Origin of the sequence: Micromonospora sp. NPDC005206, from assembly GCF_040608175.1 — a bacterium.
GTDB lineage: Bacteria > Actinomycetota > Actinomycetes > Mycobacteriales > Micromonosporaceae > Micromonospora.
On record NZ_JBEXHU010000015.1, the window covers coordinates 120,270 to 139,985 of the forward strand.

Below are 19,716 nucleotides of genomic sequence, written 5' to 3' on the forward strand. Positions count from 1 at the left end.
TTAGGGTTGAGCGGAATACGCTCAACTCTGGTTGGGTCCAACCCAATGGACAACGCCGATCCGGGGGAGCCCATGAACACCGAACGCCTCACCACCAAGAGCCGCGAGACCATCACCGGTGCCGTCGCCCTGGCGAACCAGCGCGGCCACGCCACCGTGGAGCCCTGGCACCTGCTGCTGTCACTGCTGGACACCGACGGCTCGACCGCCGCCGGCCTGCTGCGCGCGGTCGGGGCCGACCCCGCCGAGCTGCGCCGGGCCGCCCAGCGCGCGGTCGACGCCCTGCCGGCCGCGCGGGGCTCCAGCATCGCCGAGCCCACGCTGGCCCGGGAGTTCGTCAACGCCATCGGCGCCGCCGAGCAGATCGCCCGGCCGCTGGGCGACGAGTACACCTCCACCGAGCACCTGCTCGCCGGCCTGGCCCGGGTCGGCGGCGCGGTGTCCGGCGCGCTGACGTCGGTCGGCGCCACCGAGGAGACCCTGGTCGCCGCCTTCCCGAGTGTCCGGGGTGGGGACCGGCGGGTCACCACCGCCGACCCGGAGCAGACCTACCAGGCCCTGGCCAAGTACGGCGTGGACCTGACCGCCAGCGCCCGCGACGGGAAGATCGACCCGGTGATCGGCCGGGACTCGGAGATCCGCCGCGTGATCCAGGTGCTCTCCCGACGTACCAAGAACAACCCGGTTCTGATCGGCGAGCCCGGCGTCGGCAAGACCGCCATCGTCGAGGGGCTCGCCCAGCGGATCGTGGCCGGTGACGTGCCCGAGTCGCTGCGCGACAAGAAGCTGGTCTCACTGGACCTCGGCGCGATGGTCGCCGGCGCCCAGTACCGCGGCCAGTTCGAGGAGCGGCTGAAGTCCGTGCTGGAGGAGATCAAGAACTCCAACGGGCAGGTCATCACCTTCCTCGACGAGCTGCACACCGTCGTCGGTGCCGGCAAGGGTGAGGGCTCGATGGACGCCGGCAACATGCTCAAGCCGATGCTCGCCCGCGGTGAGCTGCGGATGGTCGGCGCCACCACGCTGGACGAGTACCGGGAGCACATCGAGAAGGACCCGGCGCTGGAGCGCCGCTTCCAGCCGGTGGTGGTCGGGGAGCCGACCATCGAGGACACCATCGGCATTCTGCGCGGGCTCAAGGAGCGCTACGAGGTGCACCACGGCGTGCGGATCACCGACGCCGCGCTGGTCGCCGCCGCGTCGCTGTCCGACCGCTACATCACCGACCGGTTCCTGCCGGACAAGGCGATCGACCTGGTCGACGAGTCCGCGTCCCGGCTCCGGATGGAGATCGACTCCCGGCCGGTCGAGGTGGACGAGATCGAGCGGGCGGTTCGCCGGCTGGAGATCGAGGAGATGGCGCTGGCCAAGGAGCCCGACGCCGCGTCCGCCGAGCGGCTGGAGCGGCTGCGCAAGGAACTGGCGGACAAGCGCGAGCAGCTCACCGTGCTCTCCGAGCGTTGGCAGACGGAGAAGAGCCACATCACCAAGCTCTCCACGGCCAAGGAGGAGCTGGAGCGCCTGGGCGGCGAGGCCGAGCGGGCCGAGCGCGACGGGGAGCTGGAGCGCGCCGCCGAGCTGCGCTACGGCCGGATCCCCGCGCTCAAGGTCGAGCTGAAGCAGGCCGAGGAGGAGCTCGCCCAGCTCCAGGCCGACGGCGCGATGCTGAAGGAGGAGGTCGGCGCGGACGACATCGCCGCGGTGGTTGCCTCCTGGACCGGCATCCCGGCTGGCCGGCTGCTGGAGGGCGAGACGGCCAAGCTGCTCCGGATGGAGGAGTCGCTGGGCGGCCGGGTGGTCGGCCAGGCCGAGGCGGTGGGCGCGGTCGCCGACGCGGTGCGCCGGGCGCGGGCCGGCGTGGCCGACCCGGACCGCCCGACCGGCAGCTTCCTCTTCCTCGGCCCGACCGGTGTCGGCAAGACCGAGCTGGCCAAGGCGCTCGCCGAGTTCCTCTTCGACGACGAGCGGGCGATGGTCCGCATCGACATGAGCGAGTACGGCGAGAAGCACTCGGTGGCCCGCCTGGTCGGTGCCCCGCCCGGCTACGTCGGCTACGAGGAGGGCGGCCAGCTCACCGAGGCGGTGCGCCGTCGGCCGTACTCGGTGATCCTGCTGGACGAGGTGGAGAAGGCCCATCCGGACGTCTTCGACGTGCTGCTCCAGGTGCTCGACGACGGTCGGCTCACCGACGGTCAGGGCCGCACGGTCGACTTCCGTAACGCGATCCTGATCCTCACCTCCAACCTCGGGTCGTCGGTGATCAGCGACCTGACGCTGGCCGATGAGCAGCGCCGGGAGGGGGTCCTCGCCGTGGTCCGGTCGCACTTCAAGCCGGAGTTCCTCAACCGGCTGGACGACATCGTGGTCTTCGCCTCGCTGCGGGGGGACGATCTGCGCTCCATCGTGGACATCCAGCTGGACCGGATGCGAAAGCGTCTCGCGGACCGTCGATTGGCGCTGGACATCACCGAGTCCGCGCGCCAGTGGCTCGCCGAGCACGGCTACGACCCGATCTACGGCGCCCGCCCGCTACGCCGCCTGGTCCAGACCGCGATCGGCGACCAGCTGGCCAAGGCCCTGCTCTCGGGCACGATCCGCGACGGCGACACCGTCAAGGTCGACCTGACCACCCCCACCAACACCCTGACGGTAACCCCGGCCTGACCCCACCCCGCCTCCCGGCCCAACCCGCGGTGATCAAGAGGTTTGCGTCATCGAGATGTCCTCTCATGATGCAAACCTCTTGATCAACAGGGTGGAGCGGGGGTGGGCGGGGAAAGGATGGGGGCATGTTCGGCATCGGGAAGAAGTGGGAACGGGAACTGGGCTCGGCCGTTGACGAGTTGGTCGCGGCCGACACGCTTGCCTTCGGTGGCGTCGGCTTCGCCGGCACGCTGCTGCCGGTGACCGAGGCGTACCAGCGGGTCGAGGCCGCCCTCGACGACCACCCCGAGGAGGTACGCCGGCAGCTCGACCGGGTGCTGGCCGAGGGCTCACCCGCCGGCCGGGCGTACGCGGCCACGCTGCTGGAGCGGATCGACCCGACGGCGGCCCGGGCGACCTGGACGTCACTGCGGGACGACCCGACGGAGTTCACCACCTTCGTCGGCTGCGTGATGGGGCGCTCCACCCTCGGCGAATACGCCACCCAACGACTCGCCGCAGCGTGATCCACCGCTCTGTCCACAGTGCAGACGGCCACGCGCGGCAACGCCCCGGCCGCCGTGAGTAGCTGAGCTTTCCGTCACGACGCGAGTCGCTTCGGTGTCGGGGGTTGTTACCGTCTGCGCCGACGTACCTGGGGAGGTGGTCGGTGGACGGGTCGGTGACGTACCTGGTGGCGGCGGTGGCCGTACTCGCGGTGGCCGTGTTCGTGATCATCGTGCGGGCCCGGCGACGGGCGGCGACCCGGCCCGGCGGTGCGGTGCCCGGCGGGCGGCCGCCGCGCGGCCGCGCGGCGGAGTCGCTGCGCGGTGGCCCGCACCGTCTGGCCCCCGGCGACCGCGTGCGGATCCGCGAGCGGGAGTACGCGGTGAGCGGCACGATCCGCCTGGTCGAGGGGGACTGGAGCTGGGTGCAGCACCTGCTCGACGACGCCTCCGGCACCCGCCACCGGTTGTCCGTGGAGGACGGCCCCGACCTGGAGTTGGTGCTCTGGACCGCCGAACCCGGCGCGACCGTCACCCCGGGCGCCCCGACCATCGACCTCGGCGGGCGGCGCTACACCTGGGCCGAGACCGGGCAGGCGCGGTACACCGCCACCGGCGAGACCGGGCTGCCGGCGGCCGGGACGATGCGCTACCACGACTACGAGTCCGGCGGCGGCGCGCGACTCTCCTTCGAGGCGTACGGCGAAGAGGGCTGGCGGGTCGCCGGCGGCGACCTGCTCGACCCCGCCGAGCTGACGATTCGACCCACCACCCAAGAGCGCTGAGCCGGTCCCGACGGGCGCGCCGGGTTGGCCACGGCATGCCAGAGTGGCCAGTTGCCGATACGGTGTGGGCGCGATCTTAGGGAAGGAGAATCGTGGTCGATTCCCAGAGCACGCCGGCCCGCCAGCGGCCATCCATCGTGACGATTTCCAGCTACCTGCTCTTCCTGTTCCTGGCGTGCCAGGTGATCAGTCTGATCCTCACCCTCGCCACCATCGGCAAGACCCGTGACGTGCTCCGCGAGGCGTACGAGGGCAGTTCCGCGAACGGTGCCGAGCAGGTGGCGGACTTCTTCTTCGCCTTCGGCATCGGCAGCAGCATCGTGCTGCTGCTGCTCGCGGTCGCCCTGGCCGTGCTGGCCCTGCTCAACAACCAGGGTCGCAACGGCGCCCGGATCACCACCTGGATCATCGGCGGCATCATGGTCTGCTGCGTGGGCGGCACCCTGCTCAGCGGGGCCGCCGGCAGCTTCACCACCGGCGTGGACACCGGCGGCGACATGCCGAGCGGCGAGGAGATCCAGCGCCGGCTGGACGAGGCGCTGCCCTCCTGGATCACCCCGGTCAGCCTCCTGCTCGGCGTGATCAGCCTGCTCGCGCTGCTCGCGGCGCTGATCCTGCTGGCGCTTCCGAAGGCCAACGAGTACTTCCGCAAGCCCACCGCGGGCTGGGAGCCGCCGACCCCGGGCGCCAGCTACCCGGGTTACCCGCAGGCGCCGGGCCAGCCCGGCTACCCGCAGGCCCCCGGACAGCCGGGCAACCCGTCGAGTGGCGAGCCGGGTTACCCGTCGACGCCGGGCCAGACGACCGGGTCGGAGCCGGCTTACCCGCCGCCGCCCGGCCCGTCGCCCTCGTCGGGCCCGTCCGGCACGGACCGACCGGACGACACGCCGCCGGCCGACCGTCCCGGGCCGACCCCGCCGTCGACGAGTTGACCGTTCGATAACCACGACGCCGACGATCCCTCCGAGTAGGTTGCAACCCGACGCCTACCGGAGGGATTCGTCGTGTCGTACCCGGAATCGGCACCGGCGCGCCGGCCGGCCGTGGTCTTGCTGGCCGCGGCCGTGCTGCTGGTGATGGCGATCGCCGCACTCGCGTACACCGTCATCGACCTGGCGGTGCTCGGCCGCACGGTCGACGCGTTCCGCTCCGCCGCCCGGGACACCTCGGCGAGTCCGCAGCAGGTCGACGATGTGGTGACCCTGCTGCGCGTGTCCGCGGCAGTCTCGGCGGTGGTGGCGGCGCTCTCCACGCCGGTGCTCGCCGGTCTGGCCGTCGGGTTGCTGGCGGGTCGTGCCGGCGTCCGGGTGGCCACCTGGGTCGTCTGCGGGCTCGGCCTGCTCGCCGGCTGCTGCAGCGTGGCGGTGCTCATCGGTGAACGGGCCGCGCCGCTGCGGCTGGGCGCCGGCGAGCGGGCCACCGCCGAGTTGCTGGGCCTGATCGGTGACGCGTACCCGTCGTGGTGGATCCCGCTCAACGCCGGACTTTCGGTTGGACAGGGCCTCGGTTACCTTGTGGTAGCTACGCTGCTGGCCCTGCCGGCGGCCAACGCCTGGTTCGGTCGGCACCGTCCGACAACGCCTACCGTGCCGTCCGCTCCGCCCGGGTTCCCACCCGCCCCGCACCAGCCCCCGCCGGCGCAGACCGCGCCCCCGTACCCGCCCAGGTGAGGACCGCCCGTGACGCTCGACCCCGCGATCGCCGAGCGACGGGCCCTGATCACCGGCGCCACCGCCGGCATCGGCGCTGCGTTCACCCGCCGGCTGGCCGCTGACGGCTGGCACCTGGTGCTGGTCGCCCGGGACGCGGGCCGGTTGACCGAACTGGCCACCGAGCTGGGTGCCCGACACGGCCGCGAGGTCGAGACGATCTCGGCGGACCTGTCCACCGACGACGGCTGCGCCGTGGTGGAGCAGCGGCTCACGGACGGCGGCCCCGTGCACCTGCTGGTCAACAACGCCGGGATCAGCCTCAACAAACCGTTCCTGCGCTCCTCTGCCGAGGACGAGGCCCGCCTGCTGCGGCTCAACGTGCACGCGGTCATGCGGCTGACCCTGGCGGCGCTGCGGCCGATGACCGAACGGCGCGATGGGGCAGTGATAAATGTCTCTTCGGTTGCCGGATTCGGCGCGGTGATGCCGGGATCGACCTACTCGGCCAGCAAGGCGTGGGTCACCAATTTCAGTGAGTCCGTCGGCCAGTCGGCACGGCCGTTCGGGGTCCGGGTGATGGCCCTCTGCCCCGGCTACACCCGTACGGAGTTCCATCAGCGGGCCGGCATCAACATGTCGAAGACGCCCGAGTGGATGTGGCTGCGGGCCGAGGATGTGGTCGACGAAGCCTTGCGTGACCTGGGCAAAGGCAAGTTGGTCAGCATTCCGGCGTGGAAGTACAAAGTGGCCGTTGCCGGCCTGCGGCACGCGCCGCGAAGGCTGCTCCAGGCGGTCGCCCGGGACACCCGCGGCAGGATCGGTCGAGACGAGCGCTGAGCACCCAGGGCCGCCCGGTCTCCCGGCGCCAGTGCCGGTACGTTGGCTCACCGCGATCGGGCCGATTGCTGAGCGTAGTCGGACATCGCCAACCATCTGTCCCCCAGCGGGCTGATCAGGGTGGACCCCACACGCGGCGTCCAGACTTGCGCAGTAACCTCTATCGCCATGGGGGACCACGACGACCTGCGTAAATTCATTACCGACCTGGCTGTGGTCCACGGACGGGTCGTGCTCTCCTCGGGGCGGGAGGCAGACTGGTACGTCGATCTGCGTCGCGTCACGCTCCATCACCGGGCCGCCCCGTTGGTCGGCCGGGTGCTGCTCGACCTCACCGCCGACTGGGAGTACGACGCCGTCGGCGGGCTCACCCTGGGCGCGGACCCCATCGCGCTCTCGATGCTGCACGCCGCTGCTCCGACCGGTCGGGCCCTGGACGCTTTTGTGGTGCGCAAGGCGGGTAAGGCGCACGGTCTACAACGGCGCATCGAGGGACCGGAGGTGGTCGGCCGCCGAGTGTTGGCGGTGGAGGATACGTCCACGACAGGCGGAAGTGTGTTGACCGCGGTCGAGGCGCTTCGTGAGGCCGGGGCTGAAGTCGTGGGCGTGGCGGTTATTGTTGATCGAGGCGCCGGCGACGCGGTGCGAGCCGCCGGATTGCCGTACAGGGCGGCCTATACGTTGGCTGACCTCGGCCTTGTGGCGTAAAAGTTTGCCGATTCGGATCTGCTGATATGCAGGCGGATCGATGCTGCTGGTGGAAGGATGGAATACGTGGGAACTGCGTTGGCCGAAATGACTATGCCTCAGATCTCGCCGCTTGCCGGTGAGCCGATCGAACGTGCCGATGCCGAGCGTCTCGCGGGGGTCCTCAAGGCCCTTGCCGATCCCGCTCGGTTGCGGCTGCTCAGCCTGATCCAGTCGGCCCCTGAGGGCGAGGCGTGCGTCTGTGACCTGACGGCGCCGCTCGGCCTCTCTCAGCCGACGGTCAGTCACCACCTGCGTATCCTCACCGAGGCCGGCTTGCTGGAGCGGGAGAAGCGCGGTGTCTGGGCGTACTACCGGCTGGTCCCGAGTGCGATCGCGACGATCGCCGACCTGCTGACCCCGCCGCGTAAGCGGGCCACCAAGAAGGCCCGCTGAAGCAGGCGCTGCACGCCGTCCCGCGCCGGGATGGTGTTCGGTGGCGAGCCAGGGGTGGCGCCACCGCTCGGTGACGTCTGCTCGTCCCCGGCCGCACCGCCGGAGGCCGGGTCCGACATGCCGACGGCCGACCCCCTCACCAGGGGGCCGGCCGTCGTCGTACCCAGGGTTCAGCGCTCCTGCCCGTGCTCCGGACGCTGGCGGCCGTGCGGGTGCTCGTCGTGGTCGAACGTCTCGCGGACTGCTTCGACCGCGCCGACGGCGCTGGCCGCCGCGACCACCGCGACCGCCTCGCCACGCTTGCGTGCCCGCCGGTCGCGGAGGAACTCGAAGAAGATCGGCAGCACCGAGATCACGATGATCAGGGCCACCACCGGCAGGATGTAGTGGTCGATCTTGTCCCCGATGGCCTGGTAGATCTGCTCGGCCAGCAGGTAGCCGATCAGCAGGATGCCGTCCACCCACAGCACCGCGCCGACGATGTTCCAGAGCAGGAACTGCCGGGCCGGCATGCCGAGCGCGCCGGCGACCGGGTTGAGGAACGTCCGGACGATCGGGATGAAGCGGGCCAGCACCACGGCCTTCGCCGGGCCGAACTTCTGGAAGTAGTACTCCGCCTTCTCCACGTACTCCTTCTTGAAGAGCCGGGAGTTGGGCCGCTCGAACATCCGCCGGCCGTACCGCGCGCCGAGCCAGTGCCCCACCTGGGCGCCGACGATCGCGCAGATCGGACCGCCGATCAGCAGGCCGGCCAGGGAGAGTCGGGTGCCGTCGCCGAAGATGGCGTCCGCCACGGGCGAGGCGGCCACCCCGGCCAGGAACAGCAGCGAGTCGCCCGGGAAGAAGAAGCCCACCAGCAGGCCGGTCTCGGCGAAGAGGATCACCCAGACGCCGATCAGCCCGAAGGTCTGCAACAGCTCCTTGGGATCGAGCGGGTTCAGGGCGACGCTCTCCGCGAGCGTGCGGGTCTTCTCAGCTGTGTCCACGGCCACAAAGGGTACCGAAGACCGCGTCTCTTGCCGCGCCGGACCGTACCCACACCACCCGCTGGCGCATCCCCCGAGGCGAAGGGTGTCGCAACGACGGTGCCCCGCCGACCGGGATGGTCGGCGGGGCACCGGTGGTGCGGGTTGGATCAGGCGACGAAGCGGGTCCGGCGGCGCTTGGCCACCAGGTAGCCGCCGACGCCCGCGGCGAGCAGCAGCGCGCCGATGCCGGCGATCAGGCCGGTGGACTGGCCGGTGATCGGCAGCGCGCCACCGTCGTCACCACCCTGGCCGCCGCTGCCATCCTGGTCGCCCTGGTCGCCCTGGTCGCCCTGGTCGCCGGACGCGTTCACCAGGATCTTGGCGGTGTCGTTGGCCGGCTTCAGGTCGGCGTAGAAGCCGCCCTCGCACTCGCACGGGACGTTGACCTTCACCGCGCCGGTGGCGTTGGCGATGACCTTGTCGATACGGAACTTGAACTCGCCGGTCAGTTCCTCGCCGGCCGGGGCGAACGGCCCGGGATAGCAGCGGTATTCGGCAGCGCCGGGAGTCCCGGCGTCCTCCCACTCCGCGTCCTCACCGGTACGCGGGGCGCACTCGGCCGGCACCTCCACCGCGGTGGTGCCGGTCGGCACCGTGACGTCGACGAAGGTGACGTCGGTCTCGGTGCGGATGTACTCCAGGGTGGCCGGGCCGTTGTTGCGGAAACCAAGGGCGGCGGTCACCACCGCACCCTTGGCGCCGGTGAACTTGGCGCCGACGGCCTCCAGGTCCGTACCGTTCTTGCCGGTGACCTCCACCCGCAGCGCACTGTGGTTGTTGCTCGGGTCGGTGTCCGTCTGCATGGCGCGGCTCGCACCCGGGGCCTGGGTCAGCGACAAGGTCTTGCCCGTACCCAGGCGGGCCGCCTTGGCGCCGGCCTCCTCGCGGACGCCGGCGAAGTCCTCGAAGTCTCCCGTGGTCATGAACCAGATGTCGCCGAACTCGGTGCTCGGTGCGTAGGTGTCCTTGGCCAGCTCGTAGTTCAGGGTCGTCGTAGCGCCCTCACCGACCGGAATCTTCTCGTCGAACTCGCAGGCGAACAGGAAGTCCTCGGCGTAGTAGCAGTTGTCGAACCGCTCCTTGGTCCGGATGCCGTAGTCGTTGTCGAACAACGCCACCACACCCTCGATGTCGGTCTTGCCGACGTTGCGGACAGTCAGCGGGGCCTGGAACGCGGCACCGGGCGCTGCCTTGACCTGGGTTTCGGGTCCGCCCGCCAGGTCGACGCCCTCGCCGACGCGGATGCGGGAGACGTAGTTGGCGACGTCCTTGCCGGCGGTCTGGAGGCTGACCTTCAGCTCGCCGGCGTCGCCGGTAGCCGCTTTGTCGGTCGGGGCGATGATGACGTCCCCGAGGAATCCTCCGTACAGCTCGTCGACGACCACCGGGAAAGGTTCCGTGCAGACCAGCACTCCGGCATCGTCGGCGGAGCAGTCGTTGCCCGTGTCGCCGGCCAAGGTGATCTTGTCGGCCAGTGAGCGGTAGTCGTAGCGGACGGTGACCTCGTTGAGGACGGTCGGCTCAGAGCCGAACAGCTTCGGCCCCCGGACGACGCCGGGCGAGTCGGCCGCGACGGTGACGTCCTGGAAGTAGAGGTCGAATTCGGCAGCCGGATCGGCGATGGCCGGACTGGCGGAGGCGGCGACGAACGCGCCTGCTACGCCCAGTCCGGCGAGCAAACGCCGGGTGGAGTGGGTGAGCATGTGGGGGTTCCTCCAGTGGGGGATTCAGGTGGAGCCTGCGGATCCTAAGGAATCGCTAAGGTTGGCCGCCGCCCCGAATGCCAAGACCGGCCGAAAGGTTGATCGGCGTCACCGCAACGTTCGATCGCCCCGCTTCCGTCATCTGAGGCAGGAGCCCCGGGAGGTGCAGTGACGTACGAGGAGTTCGCGGACACGCGACTGGCCCCGCTGCTGCGGTACGCGGTGATGCTCACCGGCGATCCGCACCAGGCGCAGAATCTGGTGCAGGAGACGATGGTCCGGGTCCAGCTCAACTGGCGACGGGTCGCCCGAGCGGACTCACCCGAGCGCTACGTGCGCCGGATGCTCACCAACCAGTACGTCGACTGGAAGCGCGGTTCCTGGATGCGCCGGGTGCTGCTGCGCGGGGAGCCCGATGAGGCGCTGGCGGCACCCGTCGACCACGCCCAGTCCGCCGTCGACCGGGACCAGATCTGGTCCTGGCTGTCCCGGCTGCCGCGCCGGCAACGGGCCACCCTGGTGCTGCGCTACTACGAGGACCTGCCCGACGCCGAGATCGCCGACATCCTCGGCTGCGCCGTCGGGACCGTACGTTCGTCCATCTCCCGGGCCCTGGCCACGCTCCGGGCCGAGTACGTGGAGGCGTGAACATGATCGAGGATGACCTGCGTGCCGCCTTCGCCCGGCACGAACCGATGACCCCGCCGACCGGTCCGCTGCGGGCCACGATCGACCGCCTGGTGACCCGGCGGCGGCGTCGTCGCCGCCGGTGGCAGGCCGGCAGTGCGGCGTTGGCGCTGCTCGGTGCACTGGGGATCGGGGTGCCCCTGCTGACTCCGGAGCGCGCCGGACCGCCGCCCGCCGCCGATCTGATCGGCGAGTCCGGTCGGCCGGTGCCGACGGGCGCGCTGAACATCCTGCTGCTCGGCCTCGACGGCGACCGGCGGGAGGTGTCGCGAACTGACGCGATGCTGTTGGTGCACATCCCGGCCGACCACAGTCGTCCGTACCTGATCTCGCTGCCGCGTGACCTGGGGGTGCCGATCCCGGGCTACGGCACCAACAAGTTGAACGCCGCGTTTCCGTTCGGTGCCGGGTTCACCCGGCCGGAGATGACCAAGGGTTACGAGCTGACTCGGCGTACGGTGACCGAGTTGACCGGGATCCGGGTGGACGCTGGTGTGGTGCTGACGTACCCCACCGTGCGCGCGCTGACCGACGCCGTGGGCGGAGTGCCGGTCTGTCTGCCCGAGCGGGTGCTCTCCGTCCACACGAAGCGGGTCTTCCCGGCGGGCTGTCAGCGTCTCGGCGGCGCCGCGTCGGTCGACCTGCTCCGCCAGCGCTACGGTCTGCCCGAGGGCGGCCACGACCGGGACCGGAACGCCCGGCTCTTCGCTGCCGGTCTGGTCCGCCAGGCCACCGACCAGGGCGTGCTCACCGATCCGGTACGCCTCACCAGACTGCTGGCCGCCGTCGGCCCGGACCTCGTGGTGTCACCCGACCGGGCCGCCGTGCTGGACCTGCTGCGGCTCGTCCCCGCGCTGCGATCGGTCGAGCCGGTCGGGCTCAGCCTGCCGGTCGTCGAGCCGACAGGGCAGGACCGGTACCTGCGCCTCAACCCGAAGCTCGCCCCGGAGTTCCTGACCGCGCTGCGGGAGGACCGGCTCGACGAATGGACGGCCCGTCACCCGAAGCTGGTCGACGCCGGCCGCTGATTCAGCGGTAGTCGTCCTCGTCCCCGGTGACCACCCGGGCCTGCTCCATCGCGTCCCAGTCGTCGACCTCCAGGCCGCGGTGCGGCTCGCCGTCGACGTCGGCGGGGCCGACCACCGCGGCCTGCTCGACCGCGTCGGCCGGCTCCGCCTCGGGGTCGCGTTCGTCCGGGGCGAGGTGGTCGCCGGGGGTGAAGTCCTCATCGGGCTGACCCATCGTTCCTCCCGGGGGCTCGGTGCACGGTTCCCACCCACCGTACGGGCTGTGCCGGCGCCGCGCGGAAGTCGAGTCGGTCGAATCACCCATGGGCGGCGCGGCCCGGTGCCAGGATGGGGCCGTGGGCTTCCTCATCCGGCTGGCGATCACCGCGGTCGCGTTGTGGGTGACCACGCTGATCGTGCCCGGGGTCGAGGTGCACGGACGCTCGGGTGGCAACACCGTGCTCACGCTGATCGTGGTCGCGCTGATCTTCGGCGTGATCAACGCGGTGCTCAAACCGGTGATCAAGGTCGTCGGTTGCGTGTTCTACCTGCTGACCCTGGGCCTGTTCGCGCTGGTGGTCAACGCGCTGCTGTTCCTGCTCACCGACCGGATCGCCCGCGGGCTCGACCTGCCGTTCCAGGTGGACGGTTTCTGGGCGGCGTTCTGGGGCGCCATCGTGATGACCGTGGTCACCTGGCTGATCAGCGTCATCGTGCCGGACCGCCTGGGCAACCGGTGACCGGATCCCTTGCCACCGCCCGACGGGTGGGCCAGGGCCGGGTCGGTTGTTTCGGCGCACCTCACCTACGGGATACTGCCGGGCGGAGGACAGCGCGGTCCGGCGCACCCGTGAACAACAGCGGCCAGCACGGCCGAGAGTGGTAAGTAAGGAGCGTTCGATATGCCCATCGCTTCCCCCGAGGCTTACGCGGAGATGCTGGACCGCGCCAAGGCTGGCCGGTACGCGTACCCCGCGATCAATGTCACCTCCTCCCAGACGCTGAACGCGGCGCTCAAGGGCTTCGCCGACGCGGAGAGCGACGGCATCATCCAGGTCTCGACCGGTGGCGCCGAGTACCTGTCCGGCCCCTCGATCAAGGACATGGTCACCGGCGCGGTGGCGTTCGCCGCGTACGCGCACGAGGTGGCCAAGAAGTACCCGGTCAACATCGCGCTGCACACCGACCACTGCCCGAAGGACAAGCTGGACGGCTTCGTCCGGCCGCTGATGGGCATCTCGCAGGAGCGGGTCAAGCGGGGCGAGCAGCCGCTGTACCAGTCGCACATGTGGGACGGCTCGGCCGTGCCGGTGGCGGAGAACCTGCAGATCGCCTCCCAGCTCCTCGACGAGGCCGCCAAGGGCAAGATCGTCCTTGAGATCGAGGTCGGCGTCGTCGGTGGCGAGGAAGATGGCGTCGAGAACGCCATCAACGACAAGCTCTACACCACCGTCGAGGATGGCCTGGCCATGGTCGAGGCGCTCGGCCTCGGCGAGAAGGGCCGCTACATGGCGGCCCTGACCTTCGGCAACGTGCACGGCGTCTACAAGCCGGGCAACGTCAAGCTCCGGCCGGAGATCCTCAAGCAGATCCAGGACGCGGTCGGCGCGAAGTACGGCAAGGACAAGCCGCTCAGCCTGGTCTTCCATGGCGGCTCGGGCTCCCTGCTGAGCGAGATCCGCGAGGCGCTGGACTACGGCGTGGTGAAGATGAACATCGACACCGACACCCAGTACGCCTTCACCCGGCCCGTCGCGGACCACATGCTCCGCAACTACGACGGCGTGCTGAAGATCGACGGCGAGGTCGGCAACAAGAAGCAGTACGACCCGCGTACCTGGGGCAAGGCCGCCGAGGCCGGCCTGGCCGCCCGGGTCGTCGAGGCGTGCGAGCACCTGCGCTCCACCGGCACCACGATGTCCAAGTAACGACGTCCCACCGACGGCCGGCCCCCTCGGGGAGCCGGCCGTCGTCGTTTCGTCAGGCGGACGCGGTGAGCAGGCGGACGGCCTCGCGGACGTCGTCGGTCAGGTGGATCGTCGACGACAGGTCGCCGAACGGGGACGCGGCCAGCAGCGGGCGCAACAGCGCCTCCACCGGCAGCTCCCGGGTCCAGTACGCCCGGTCGAGGAAGACGTAGGCGCCGCTGACACCGTCGGTGCCGTAGTAGGTCTTGGTCGCCGCCTGGAACACCTCCTGCACCGTGCCCGCCCGCCCGGGGGCGAACACGATGCCACCCCGGGCGAGCCGCAGGATGGTGTCCTCCCGGATCGCGTTCGAGAAGTACTTGGCGATCCGCCCCGCGAACAGGTTCGCCGGCTCGTGCCCGTACAGCCAGGTCGGGATGGCCAGCCCGCCGGCCCGCGCCCATCCCGCGTCGGCGCCGCGCTGCCGGGGCACGCCCGCGTACCGCTGCCGGACCGTCAGCGCCACGGCGGTGTACCGCTGGTGGTCGGTGAAGTCGGGCGCGGTGGCCAGCAGGTCGATCGCCGCGGTCAACTCCGCCGCCGGCTGGTCCGCCAGGTAGGCGCCGAGGTTCGCCGCCTCCATCACCCCGGGACCGCCGCCGGTCACCACCAGCCGGTCGGCCCGGGCCAGCTCCCAACCCAGCACGGCCGCCATCCGGTACGCCGGGCTGCCGCGCCGCACCGCGTGCCCGCCCATGATGCCCACCACCGACTGCGGCCCGTGCTCGTCCAGCCAGGCCCGGGTGGCGTCGGTCAACGCGTTGTCCACGCCGTGGTCGTGCAGACGCTGACCGAGCGCCTCCTTGACGTCCGGCAGCGCGCCGCCGTGCGCCCGGTAGTGCTCGTACACCCGGGTGTCGTACATCCCGGTGAACCCGCCCTCGGCGAACCCGGCGGCCAGCTCCTCCGGGGTGTAGAGGTGCGCCGGTTGGGTCGGGTACGGCAGCCCGGAGAACGGCGGCACGACGTTCGCCCCACGCCGGACCAGGTCGGCGCCGACCTCCCGGGAGGCGAACCGGCAGCCGACGAAGAGGGTGCCGGTGACCTCGACGCCGGTCAGGTCGGGCACCGGGGCCAGGTCGAGGCGGAGCCCCTGCACGGTCAGGCCGGTCAGGCGGCCGGTGGCCAGCTGCTGGTCGAACTCGTCGCGGGTCTGGACCTCGTTGACGTGCAGGTGCGGCTCGATGATGTCCGCGGGAGGTGGGGTCGGCACCCGGCCATCCTGCCCGTCCGCCGGGACCAGCCAAACCCCGGGCCGGGGCGGAACCGACAGGAGCCCGGCGGCCGTGGCCACCGGGCTCCTGCGTAACCGGGTCCTGGGGAGGCTCCGGACCATTAGTTGTAGTGGAAAACACCTGGCGGCGGCATAGGCCGCAGGCGTGACCAACTCCTCAGCCGTTCAGCGGAGCACGTCGGCCGACCCGCTCGCGTGTCGCCCTGTCCAGCGGGTTGAATGGGACGATGCAGAACCTGTTGCCAGAGCCACCGGCCACCCTCCTACCCGCGAACCACGAGGCCGACGCAGCCCTGGCCGCCGCCGAACAGGCAGCCAGCGACCAGGCGTACGCCGAGGTGGCGGCCCGATTCCCGACCTACAGCGCCGCCTGGGCCGAGCTCGCGGCCCGGTCGTTCGCGCAGGGCCAGGTGGTGACGGCGTACGCCTACGCGCGCACCGGCTACCACCGGGGCCTGGACCAGCTGCGCCGCAGCGGCTGGAAGGGCCACGGCCCGGTGCCGTGGTCGCACGAGCCGAACCAGGGCTTCCTCCGCTGCCTGTACGTGCTCTCCCGGGCCGCCGACGAGATCGGCGAGGCCGACGAGGCGGCCCGCTGCGCCCAGTTCCTCCGCGACTGTGACCCGGCGGCGGCGGACGCGCTGGCCAGCAACTGACACCCGACCCGACGGCCGGTCCGGCACACGTCCGGGCCGGCCGACGGCGGGCTACAGACCCTCGGCGACCGCGGCGGCGATCTTGAGCCAGGCGTCCCGGGTGGCCGAGGAGAGCCCCCCGTACCGGATCGGCTCGCCGCTGTCGATGAGCCGCTCGTACGGCGCCAGCAGCACCGCCCTGGTCCGGGCCGCGAAGTGCTCCTGGATGGCCGGTAGGTCGATCTCCTTGCGGGACGGTGGCATCGACACCACCGTCACCGCCTGCCGGACCAGCCGTTGCCGGCCGCTCTGCTCGAGGTGGTCGAGCATCCGGGCGGCCGTCTCCGCCGAGTCGTTACGGGCGGACATGGTGACGACCAGTTGGTCGGTGGCGTCCATCGAGGCCTGCCAGTTCTGCGCCCGGACGTTGTTCCCGGTGTCCACGAAGATCAGCTTGTAGAACCGGCTGACCACCTCGCGGATCTCGGCGAACGCGGCCGCGGTGAGCATCTCGCCGCCGGTGGCCGACTCGTCCGAGGCGAGCACGTCGAACATCCCCTCGCCCTGCGAGCGGACGTACTGCGACAGATCGCCGACCCGCCCGTGGGCGCCCTGGAACTGCCCGAGGTCGCGCAGCATGTCGCGCACCGTGCGGGAGTGGAAGTCCTGTTGGGCCCGCATCCCGAGAGTGCCCTGGGTCTCGTTGTTGTCCCAGGCCAGCACGTAGCCGCCGCGCTTCTGGCCGAACGTCATCGCGAGCAGCAGGATGGCCACGGTCTTTCCGGCGCCGCCCTTGGGATTGACCACGGTCACCTGCCGCAGCCCGCCGAAGTTGCGGCGCACCATCTCGATGTCCCGCTTGAGCTCCTGCTCGTGCCGCCCGGGAGCCAGCCGGAGCAGCCCCATCTTGTTGACCACCGCGCGGACGCCCATCGTGGCCACCGGATCGGCCGGCCGTACCTGTCGGCGCCGGGCGAAGTCCTCCGCGGTCGGCGCCGCGGTGGTCTCCGGCTCCCAGGTGGCGTCCGGATAGCCGGTGGCCGGCACCCGGGTCACCCCCGCGGCCTCCTGATACGACTGCGGCTGCGCTGGGGGTGCTCCGGGGGCGCTCTGCTGCCAGGGTGGCGGATACCAGCCCGGCGACGGCGGGAACGGCCCCGGAGGCGGGGCCACCGGGCCAGCCTGCTGCGGCGCCGGGCTGCCGTGCGGCGGCTCGGCGAACTGCGTCGGGCCGGGCGGGGGCGGGATCGGTGCCGGGCCGGCCTGACCGGGGATCGCCGGCGGGTACGCCTGGCCGGGATACGCCTGGCCGGGATACGTCTGGCCGGGGTGCGTCTGGCCGGGCCCGGCGTTCGGGGCGGCCGGGTGCGGTGGCGGTGGGACGGGAGGCGCGGGGACCGGCGGCGTTCCGGCGGCCGCCTCGTCGTGGGCCGTCCCGGTCGCGCCGGCCGGCCGCTGCGGCGGATACGCCCAGGGCGACTCGGTCGCCGGCCGTGCCGTTCCGGCAGATCCGTCCTCACCGGTGCCGGCCCGGCTCGCCGCCGGCCCAGCCGTGGTGGGGTCCGCGGTCGCGACTTCGTGTGCTGCCGGTGCGACCGGATCCGGGCCGGCGGCGGGCGCGGCGGACGCCGCCGGGCGGTCCAGGGAGAACGGCAGGTCCAGGTCGACGCCACCCGGCACGATCGGCGGGGCCGGGACGGCGACCGGACCCGGATTGTCGGCCCGCCCCGGTGCCGTTCCCGACGCGGAAGGCTCCGACCCGGGCAGAGTGGCTGCCTGCGGCGCGGGACCGGCTGCCTGCGGAGTGGCGCTGGCTGCCTCGAACGTGGGACCGGCCGCCTGCGGCGCGAGGCTGGCTGCCTGTGGCGCGGGGCCGGGTGCCTGCGGCGTGGCGCTGGCCGCCTCGGGCGTGGAGCTGGCTGCCGCGGACGCGTTGCCTGCCGGCCCGGGCGGGCTGTTCGTGGCCGTCAGCGCGGTGCTCGGTGTCGCGGCGCTGGCCGGGCCACCGTTGCCGCCGGGTGTGTCGGTGCTGCTGCTCGCGGGCCTGGTCGAGCCGGTCGCCGAACCGGCGGCCCCGACCACCGCGCCGGTCGCCGGGGCAGGGCTGGTAGCCGGGGCCGGGCTGGTAGCCGGGGTAGGGCCGGTCGATGGGGCTGGGCCGGTCGCCGGGGTGCTGGGCGCGGCACCGGTGGTCGACGGCGTCGGTCGGGCGTCGTCAGCCGTCCCGCCGGGAGCGTCGGGGGTCGGTGGGTCGGCCGGCGGTGGCCAACTCGGCCGGGCCGGGGCCCAGCCCGACGCGCCGCCGGAGGGGCCGGTGACGCCCCAGCCGCCGGGCGCCGGCACGGCACCCGTGAGCGACGGATAGTCGGACGGTGACGGTGGAGTCCGCGCCGCTGCCCCGGGCTGCCCGGGTACCGGAGGACGGCCCATCGGCGGCGCGGCCACAGGTGGCGGCACGGTCGACGGCGGTGCGGCCGACGGCGGGCCACCTCGCTGCTCGGAGATCGACGCCCATGGCGGTGCCGCGGCATCCGCTCCCGGGTCGGCCGGATCCGGTGGCCAGAGTGGTTCGATGTCCCGCTCCGGCACCGGCTGCTGGCCGGGCAGCTGCGCCCGGTCGGCGTTCTCGTCCATTACGGTTCCTCCCCAGTCCTCCTGCGAGGATAGGCCCACCGGCCGACGAGGGTCGGTCGGCGCAGCCGGGGTCAGATCGCCCAGATCGCCCAGGCGCCCGGTTCGATCCACCAGGACCGCTTCCGGGTCAGCTCGCCTTCGACACCGTCGTCGAGGTAGGGCACCTTTCCCTCCCGGGGCAGCACCGACACCGCCCGCCCGCGAGCACGCCGCACCTCCAGGCGTACCCGCTTCCTGCCCAGCGCCGAGCGGCCGACCACCGGCACGGCCACCGCGACCTCGACCTGGCCGTCGGCCGGGTCCGGCGCGGCCAGCAGCGTCACGTCGTCGACCATCGCGTACCCACCGGCGTTACCGATCGCACAGGCCAGCAACAGTTCGTCACCGTCGGTGAGGACGGTGTCGTCCACCTCGACCCGGGCCCGCCAGTGCAGCGGCCGGCCGGCGTCGTCGGCGGCGCCGAACAGGGCGCCGTCCAGGGTCACCGAGCCGCCGTCGTTTCGCAGCAGATCCAGCCGGCGCGGCGTGCCGTCCAGCACCGCGGCGGCCACCGCAGCGGGGTCGCGGGGCAGCCCGAGCTGCGCGGCCAGGTCCCGGTGGGTGCCGCCGCGCGCCGGGTCGAGCGGGAGTACGGCAACCGGGGGCAGGTCGGGCAGGGTTCGATCAGCGGGCAGGTCCGCCGGGCGGCGGCTCGGCGCTGGCGCGTACCGCCGGACCAGCCGGCGCAGCACTGCGCGCAACTGCCCGTCGCTGGCCGTGGCGACGACCAGCCGGGTCTTGCCGTCCGGGTCCGGCCAGGTGAGGCCGTCCGGGCGCGGCGGACCGTCGAGACGGGACAGCGCCTCGTCGATCTCGGCGTCCGAACGCGCGGTGACCGTCTGCACCCGGGCGCCCCGGGCGGTCAGGGCGTCGGCGCAGGCCAGCACCGGCACCCGGGGCCGCTCGGTGGCGCACCCGTCCGCATCGCCCCGCGCCCCACCGCCGTCACCCGTCGTGTCACCGCCGGTCGTGTCACCGCCGGTCGTGTCACCGCCGGTTACCGGGTCGGTGTCGGCTCCGGTCGCACCGCCGCAGCAGGTCCCGCCGCTGCCGCACCCCCCGGAAGCGTCCCGCTCCGAACCGAGGGTGAGCAGCACCACGTCGTACACCGAAGGAGCCTCCTGCCTCTCGCCGCGACCCCTGCCGGCCGCGCCGTCACTACTTGTTAACCTGACACCCCGGGCTCGCCAACCGGTCGCCACCTGGCACCCGAGCC

20 protein-coding genes are annotated in these 19,716 nt (G+C 72.1%); 14 read left to right on the forward strand and 6 right to left on the reverse strand.

Features of this window, described 5'->3' with window-relative positions:
• Nucleotides 1–72 precede the first annotated feature (72 nt).
• The 8 genes from clpB to ABZU69_RS23420 all read left to right on the forward strand — a co-directional run bounded on the left by clpB (nucleotide 73) and on the right by ABZU69_RS23420 (nucleotide 7,566).
• The gene (gene clpB, locus ABZU69_RS23385) at nucleotides 73–2,664 is read left to right on the forward strand and encodes an ATP-dependent chaperone ClpB (protein ID WP_354966464.1); all 2,592 of its coding nucleotides are present in this window, start codon (nucleotides 73–75) and stop codon (nucleotides 2,662–2,664) included.
• A 125-nt stretch (nucleotides 2,665–2,789) separates the two neighbouring features.
• A complete protein-coding gene (locus ABZU69_RS23390) occupies nucleotides 2,790–3,170 on the forward strand; it encodes a hypothetical protein (protein WP_354966465.1) in 381 nt (126 codons plus the stop codon).
• A 143-nt stretch (nucleotides 3,171–3,313) separates the two neighbouring features.
• Complete coding sequence (locus tag ABZU69_RS23395; protein WP_354966466.1) at nucleotides 3,314–3,934, forward strand: DUF4178 domain-containing protein; 621 nt, start codon at nucleotides 3,314–3,316, stop codon at nucleotides 3,932–3,934.
• Between the two features lie 92 nt (nucleotides 3,935–4,026).
• Nucleotides 4,027–4,866: a hypothetical protein gene (locus ABZU69_RS23400; RefSeq protein WP_354966467.1), complete on the forward strand. Its 840-nt coding sequence runs from the start codon at nucleotides 4,027–4,029 to the stop codon at nucleotides 4,864–4,866.
• Nucleotides 4,867–4,938: 72 nt separating this feature from the next.
• Nucleotides 4,939–5,604, forward strand: a complete 666-nt coding sequence (locus ABZU69_RS23405) for a hypothetical protein (protein ID WP_354966468.1) — start codon at nucleotides 4,939–4,941, stop codon at nucleotides 5,602–5,604.
• A gap of 9 nt (nucleotides 5,605–5,613) precedes the next feature.
• The gene (locus ABZU69_RS23410; RefSeq protein ID WP_354966469.1) at nucleotides 5,614–6,423 is read left to right on the forward strand and encodes an SDR family oxidoreductase; all 810 of its coding nucleotides are present in this window, start codon (nucleotides 5,614–5,616) and stop codon (nucleotides 6,421–6,423) included.
• A gap of 168 nt (nucleotides 6,424–6,591) precedes the next feature.
• Nucleotides 6,592–7,131, forward strand: a complete 540-nt coding sequence (gene pyrE / locus ABZU69_RS23415) for an orotate phosphoribosyltransferase (protein ID WP_354966470.1) — start codon at nucleotides 6,592–6,594, stop codon at nucleotides 7,129–7,131.
• Between the two features lie 57 nt (nucleotides 7,132–7,188).
• Nucleotides 7,189–7,566, forward strand: coding sequence for a metalloregulator ArsR/SmtB family transcription factor (locus tag ABZU69_RS23420; RefSeq protein ID WP_007454255.1), 378 nt, complete (start codon nucleotides 7,189–7,191; stop codon nucleotides 7,564–7,566).
• Between the two features lie 170 nt (nucleotides 7,567–7,736).
• Here ABZU69_RS23420 and ABZU69_RS23425 read toward each other — a convergent pair whose 3' ends face one another.
• Together ABZU69_RS23425 and ABZU69_RS23430 are read right to left on the reverse strand one after the other, a co-directional pair.
• Nucleotides 7,737–8,558, reverse strand: coding sequence for a DedA family protein (locus ABZU69_RS23425; RefSeq protein WP_354966471.1), 822 nt, complete (start codon nucleotides 8,556–8,558; stop codon nucleotides 7,737–7,739).
• A 143-nt stretch (nucleotides 8,559–8,701) separates the two neighbouring features.
• Nucleotides 8,702–10,297 (reverse strand): LPXTG cell wall anchor domain-containing protein, encoded by a 1,596-nt coding sequence (locus tag ABZU69_RS23430; protein ID WP_354966472.1) that lies wholly within the window; start codon nucleotides 10,295–10,297, stop codon nucleotides 8,702–8,704.
• A 168-nt stretch (nucleotides 10,298–10,465) separates the two neighbouring features.
• On the opposite strand from ABZU69_RS23430, the gene ABZU69_RS23435 reads away from it, so the two are divergent.
• Together ABZU69_RS23435 and ABZU69_RS23440 are read left to right on the forward strand one after the other, a co-directional pair.
• On the forward strand, nucleotides 10,466–10,945 hold the full coding sequence (locus ABZU69_RS23435) for a SigE family RNA polymerase sigma factor (protein WP_354966473.1): 480 nt from the start codon (nucleotides 10,466–10,468) through the stop codon (nucleotides 10,943–10,945).
• Nucleotides 10,946–10,947: 2 nt separating this feature from the next.
• Nucleotides 10,948–12,012, forward strand: coding sequence for an LCP family protein (locus ABZU69_RS23440; protein WP_354966474.1), 1,065 nt, complete (start codon nucleotides 10,948–10,950; stop codon nucleotides 12,010–12,012).
• Nucleotide 12,013: 1 nt separating this feature from the next.
• Here ABZU69_RS23440 and ABZU69_RS23445 read toward each other — a convergent pair whose 3' ends face one another.
• Nucleotides 12,014–12,226, reverse strand: coding sequence for a hypothetical protein (locus tag ABZU69_RS23445; protein ID WP_354966475.1), 213 nt, complete (start codon nucleotides 12,224–12,226; stop codon nucleotides 12,014–12,016).
• Between the two features lie 121 nt (nucleotides 12,227–12,347).
• Between ABZU69_RS23445 and ABZU69_RS23450 the strand changes: the two genes are divergently transcribed.
• A complete protein-coding gene (locus tag ABZU69_RS23450; protein WP_354966476.1) occupies nucleotides 12,348–12,731 on the forward strand; it encodes a phage holin family protein in 384 nt (127 codons plus the stop codon).
• A gap of 162 nt (nucleotides 12,732–12,893) precedes the next feature.
• Nucleotides 12,894–13,919, forward strand: coding sequence for a class II fructose-bisphosphate aldolase (gene fbaA / locus ABZU69_RS23455; protein WP_089018268.1), 1,026 nt, complete (start codon nucleotides 12,894–12,896; stop codon nucleotides 13,917–13,919).
• A 52-nt stretch (nucleotides 13,920–13,971) separates the two neighbouring features.
• On the opposite strand, the gene ABZU69_RS23460 is transcribed toward fbaA, so the two are convergent.
• The gene (locus ABZU69_RS23460) at nucleotides 13,972–15,171 is read right to left on the reverse strand and encodes a hypothetical protein (RefSeq protein ID WP_354966477.1); all 1,200 of its coding nucleotides are present in this window, start codon (nucleotides 15,169–15,171) and stop codon (nucleotides 13,972–13,974) included.
• 248 nt (nucleotides 15,172–15,419) lie between these two features.
• On the opposite strand from ABZU69_RS23460, the gene ABZU69_RS23465 reads away from it, so the two are divergent.
• A complete protein-coding gene (locus ABZU69_RS23465) occupies nucleotides 15,420–15,848 on the forward strand; it encodes a DUF3151 domain-containing protein (protein WP_354966478.1) in 429 nt (142 codons plus the stop codon).
• A gap of 51 nt (nucleotides 15,849–15,899) precedes the next feature.
• On the opposite strand, the gene ABZU69_RS23470 is transcribed toward ABZU69_RS23465, so the two are convergent.
• Entirely contained in the window at nucleotides 15,900–17,507 is a 1,608-nt protein-coding gene (locus tag ABZU69_RS23470; protein WP_354966479.1) for a chromosome partitioning protein, read from the reverse strand.
• A 208-nt stretch (nucleotides 17,508–17,715) separates the two neighbouring features.
• Between ABZU69_RS23470 and ABZU69_RS23475 the strand changes: the two genes are divergently transcribed.
• Complete coding sequence (locus ABZU69_RS23475) at nucleotides 17,716–18,192, forward strand: hypothetical protein (protein ID WP_354966480.1); 477 nt, start codon at nucleotides 17,716–17,718, stop codon at nucleotides 18,190–18,192.
• A 340-nt stretch (nucleotides 18,193–18,532) separates the two neighbouring features.
• Here the strand turns inward: ABZU69_RS23475 and ABZU69_RS23480 are convergent, their stop codons facing one another.
• Nucleotides 18,533–19,609 (reverse strand): hypothetical protein, encoded by a 1,077-nt coding sequence (locus ABZU69_RS23480; RefSeq protein WP_354966481.1) that lies wholly within the window; start codon nucleotides 19,607–19,609, stop codon nucleotides 18,533–18,535.
• Nucleotides 19,610–19,716: the final 107 nt, after the last annotated feature.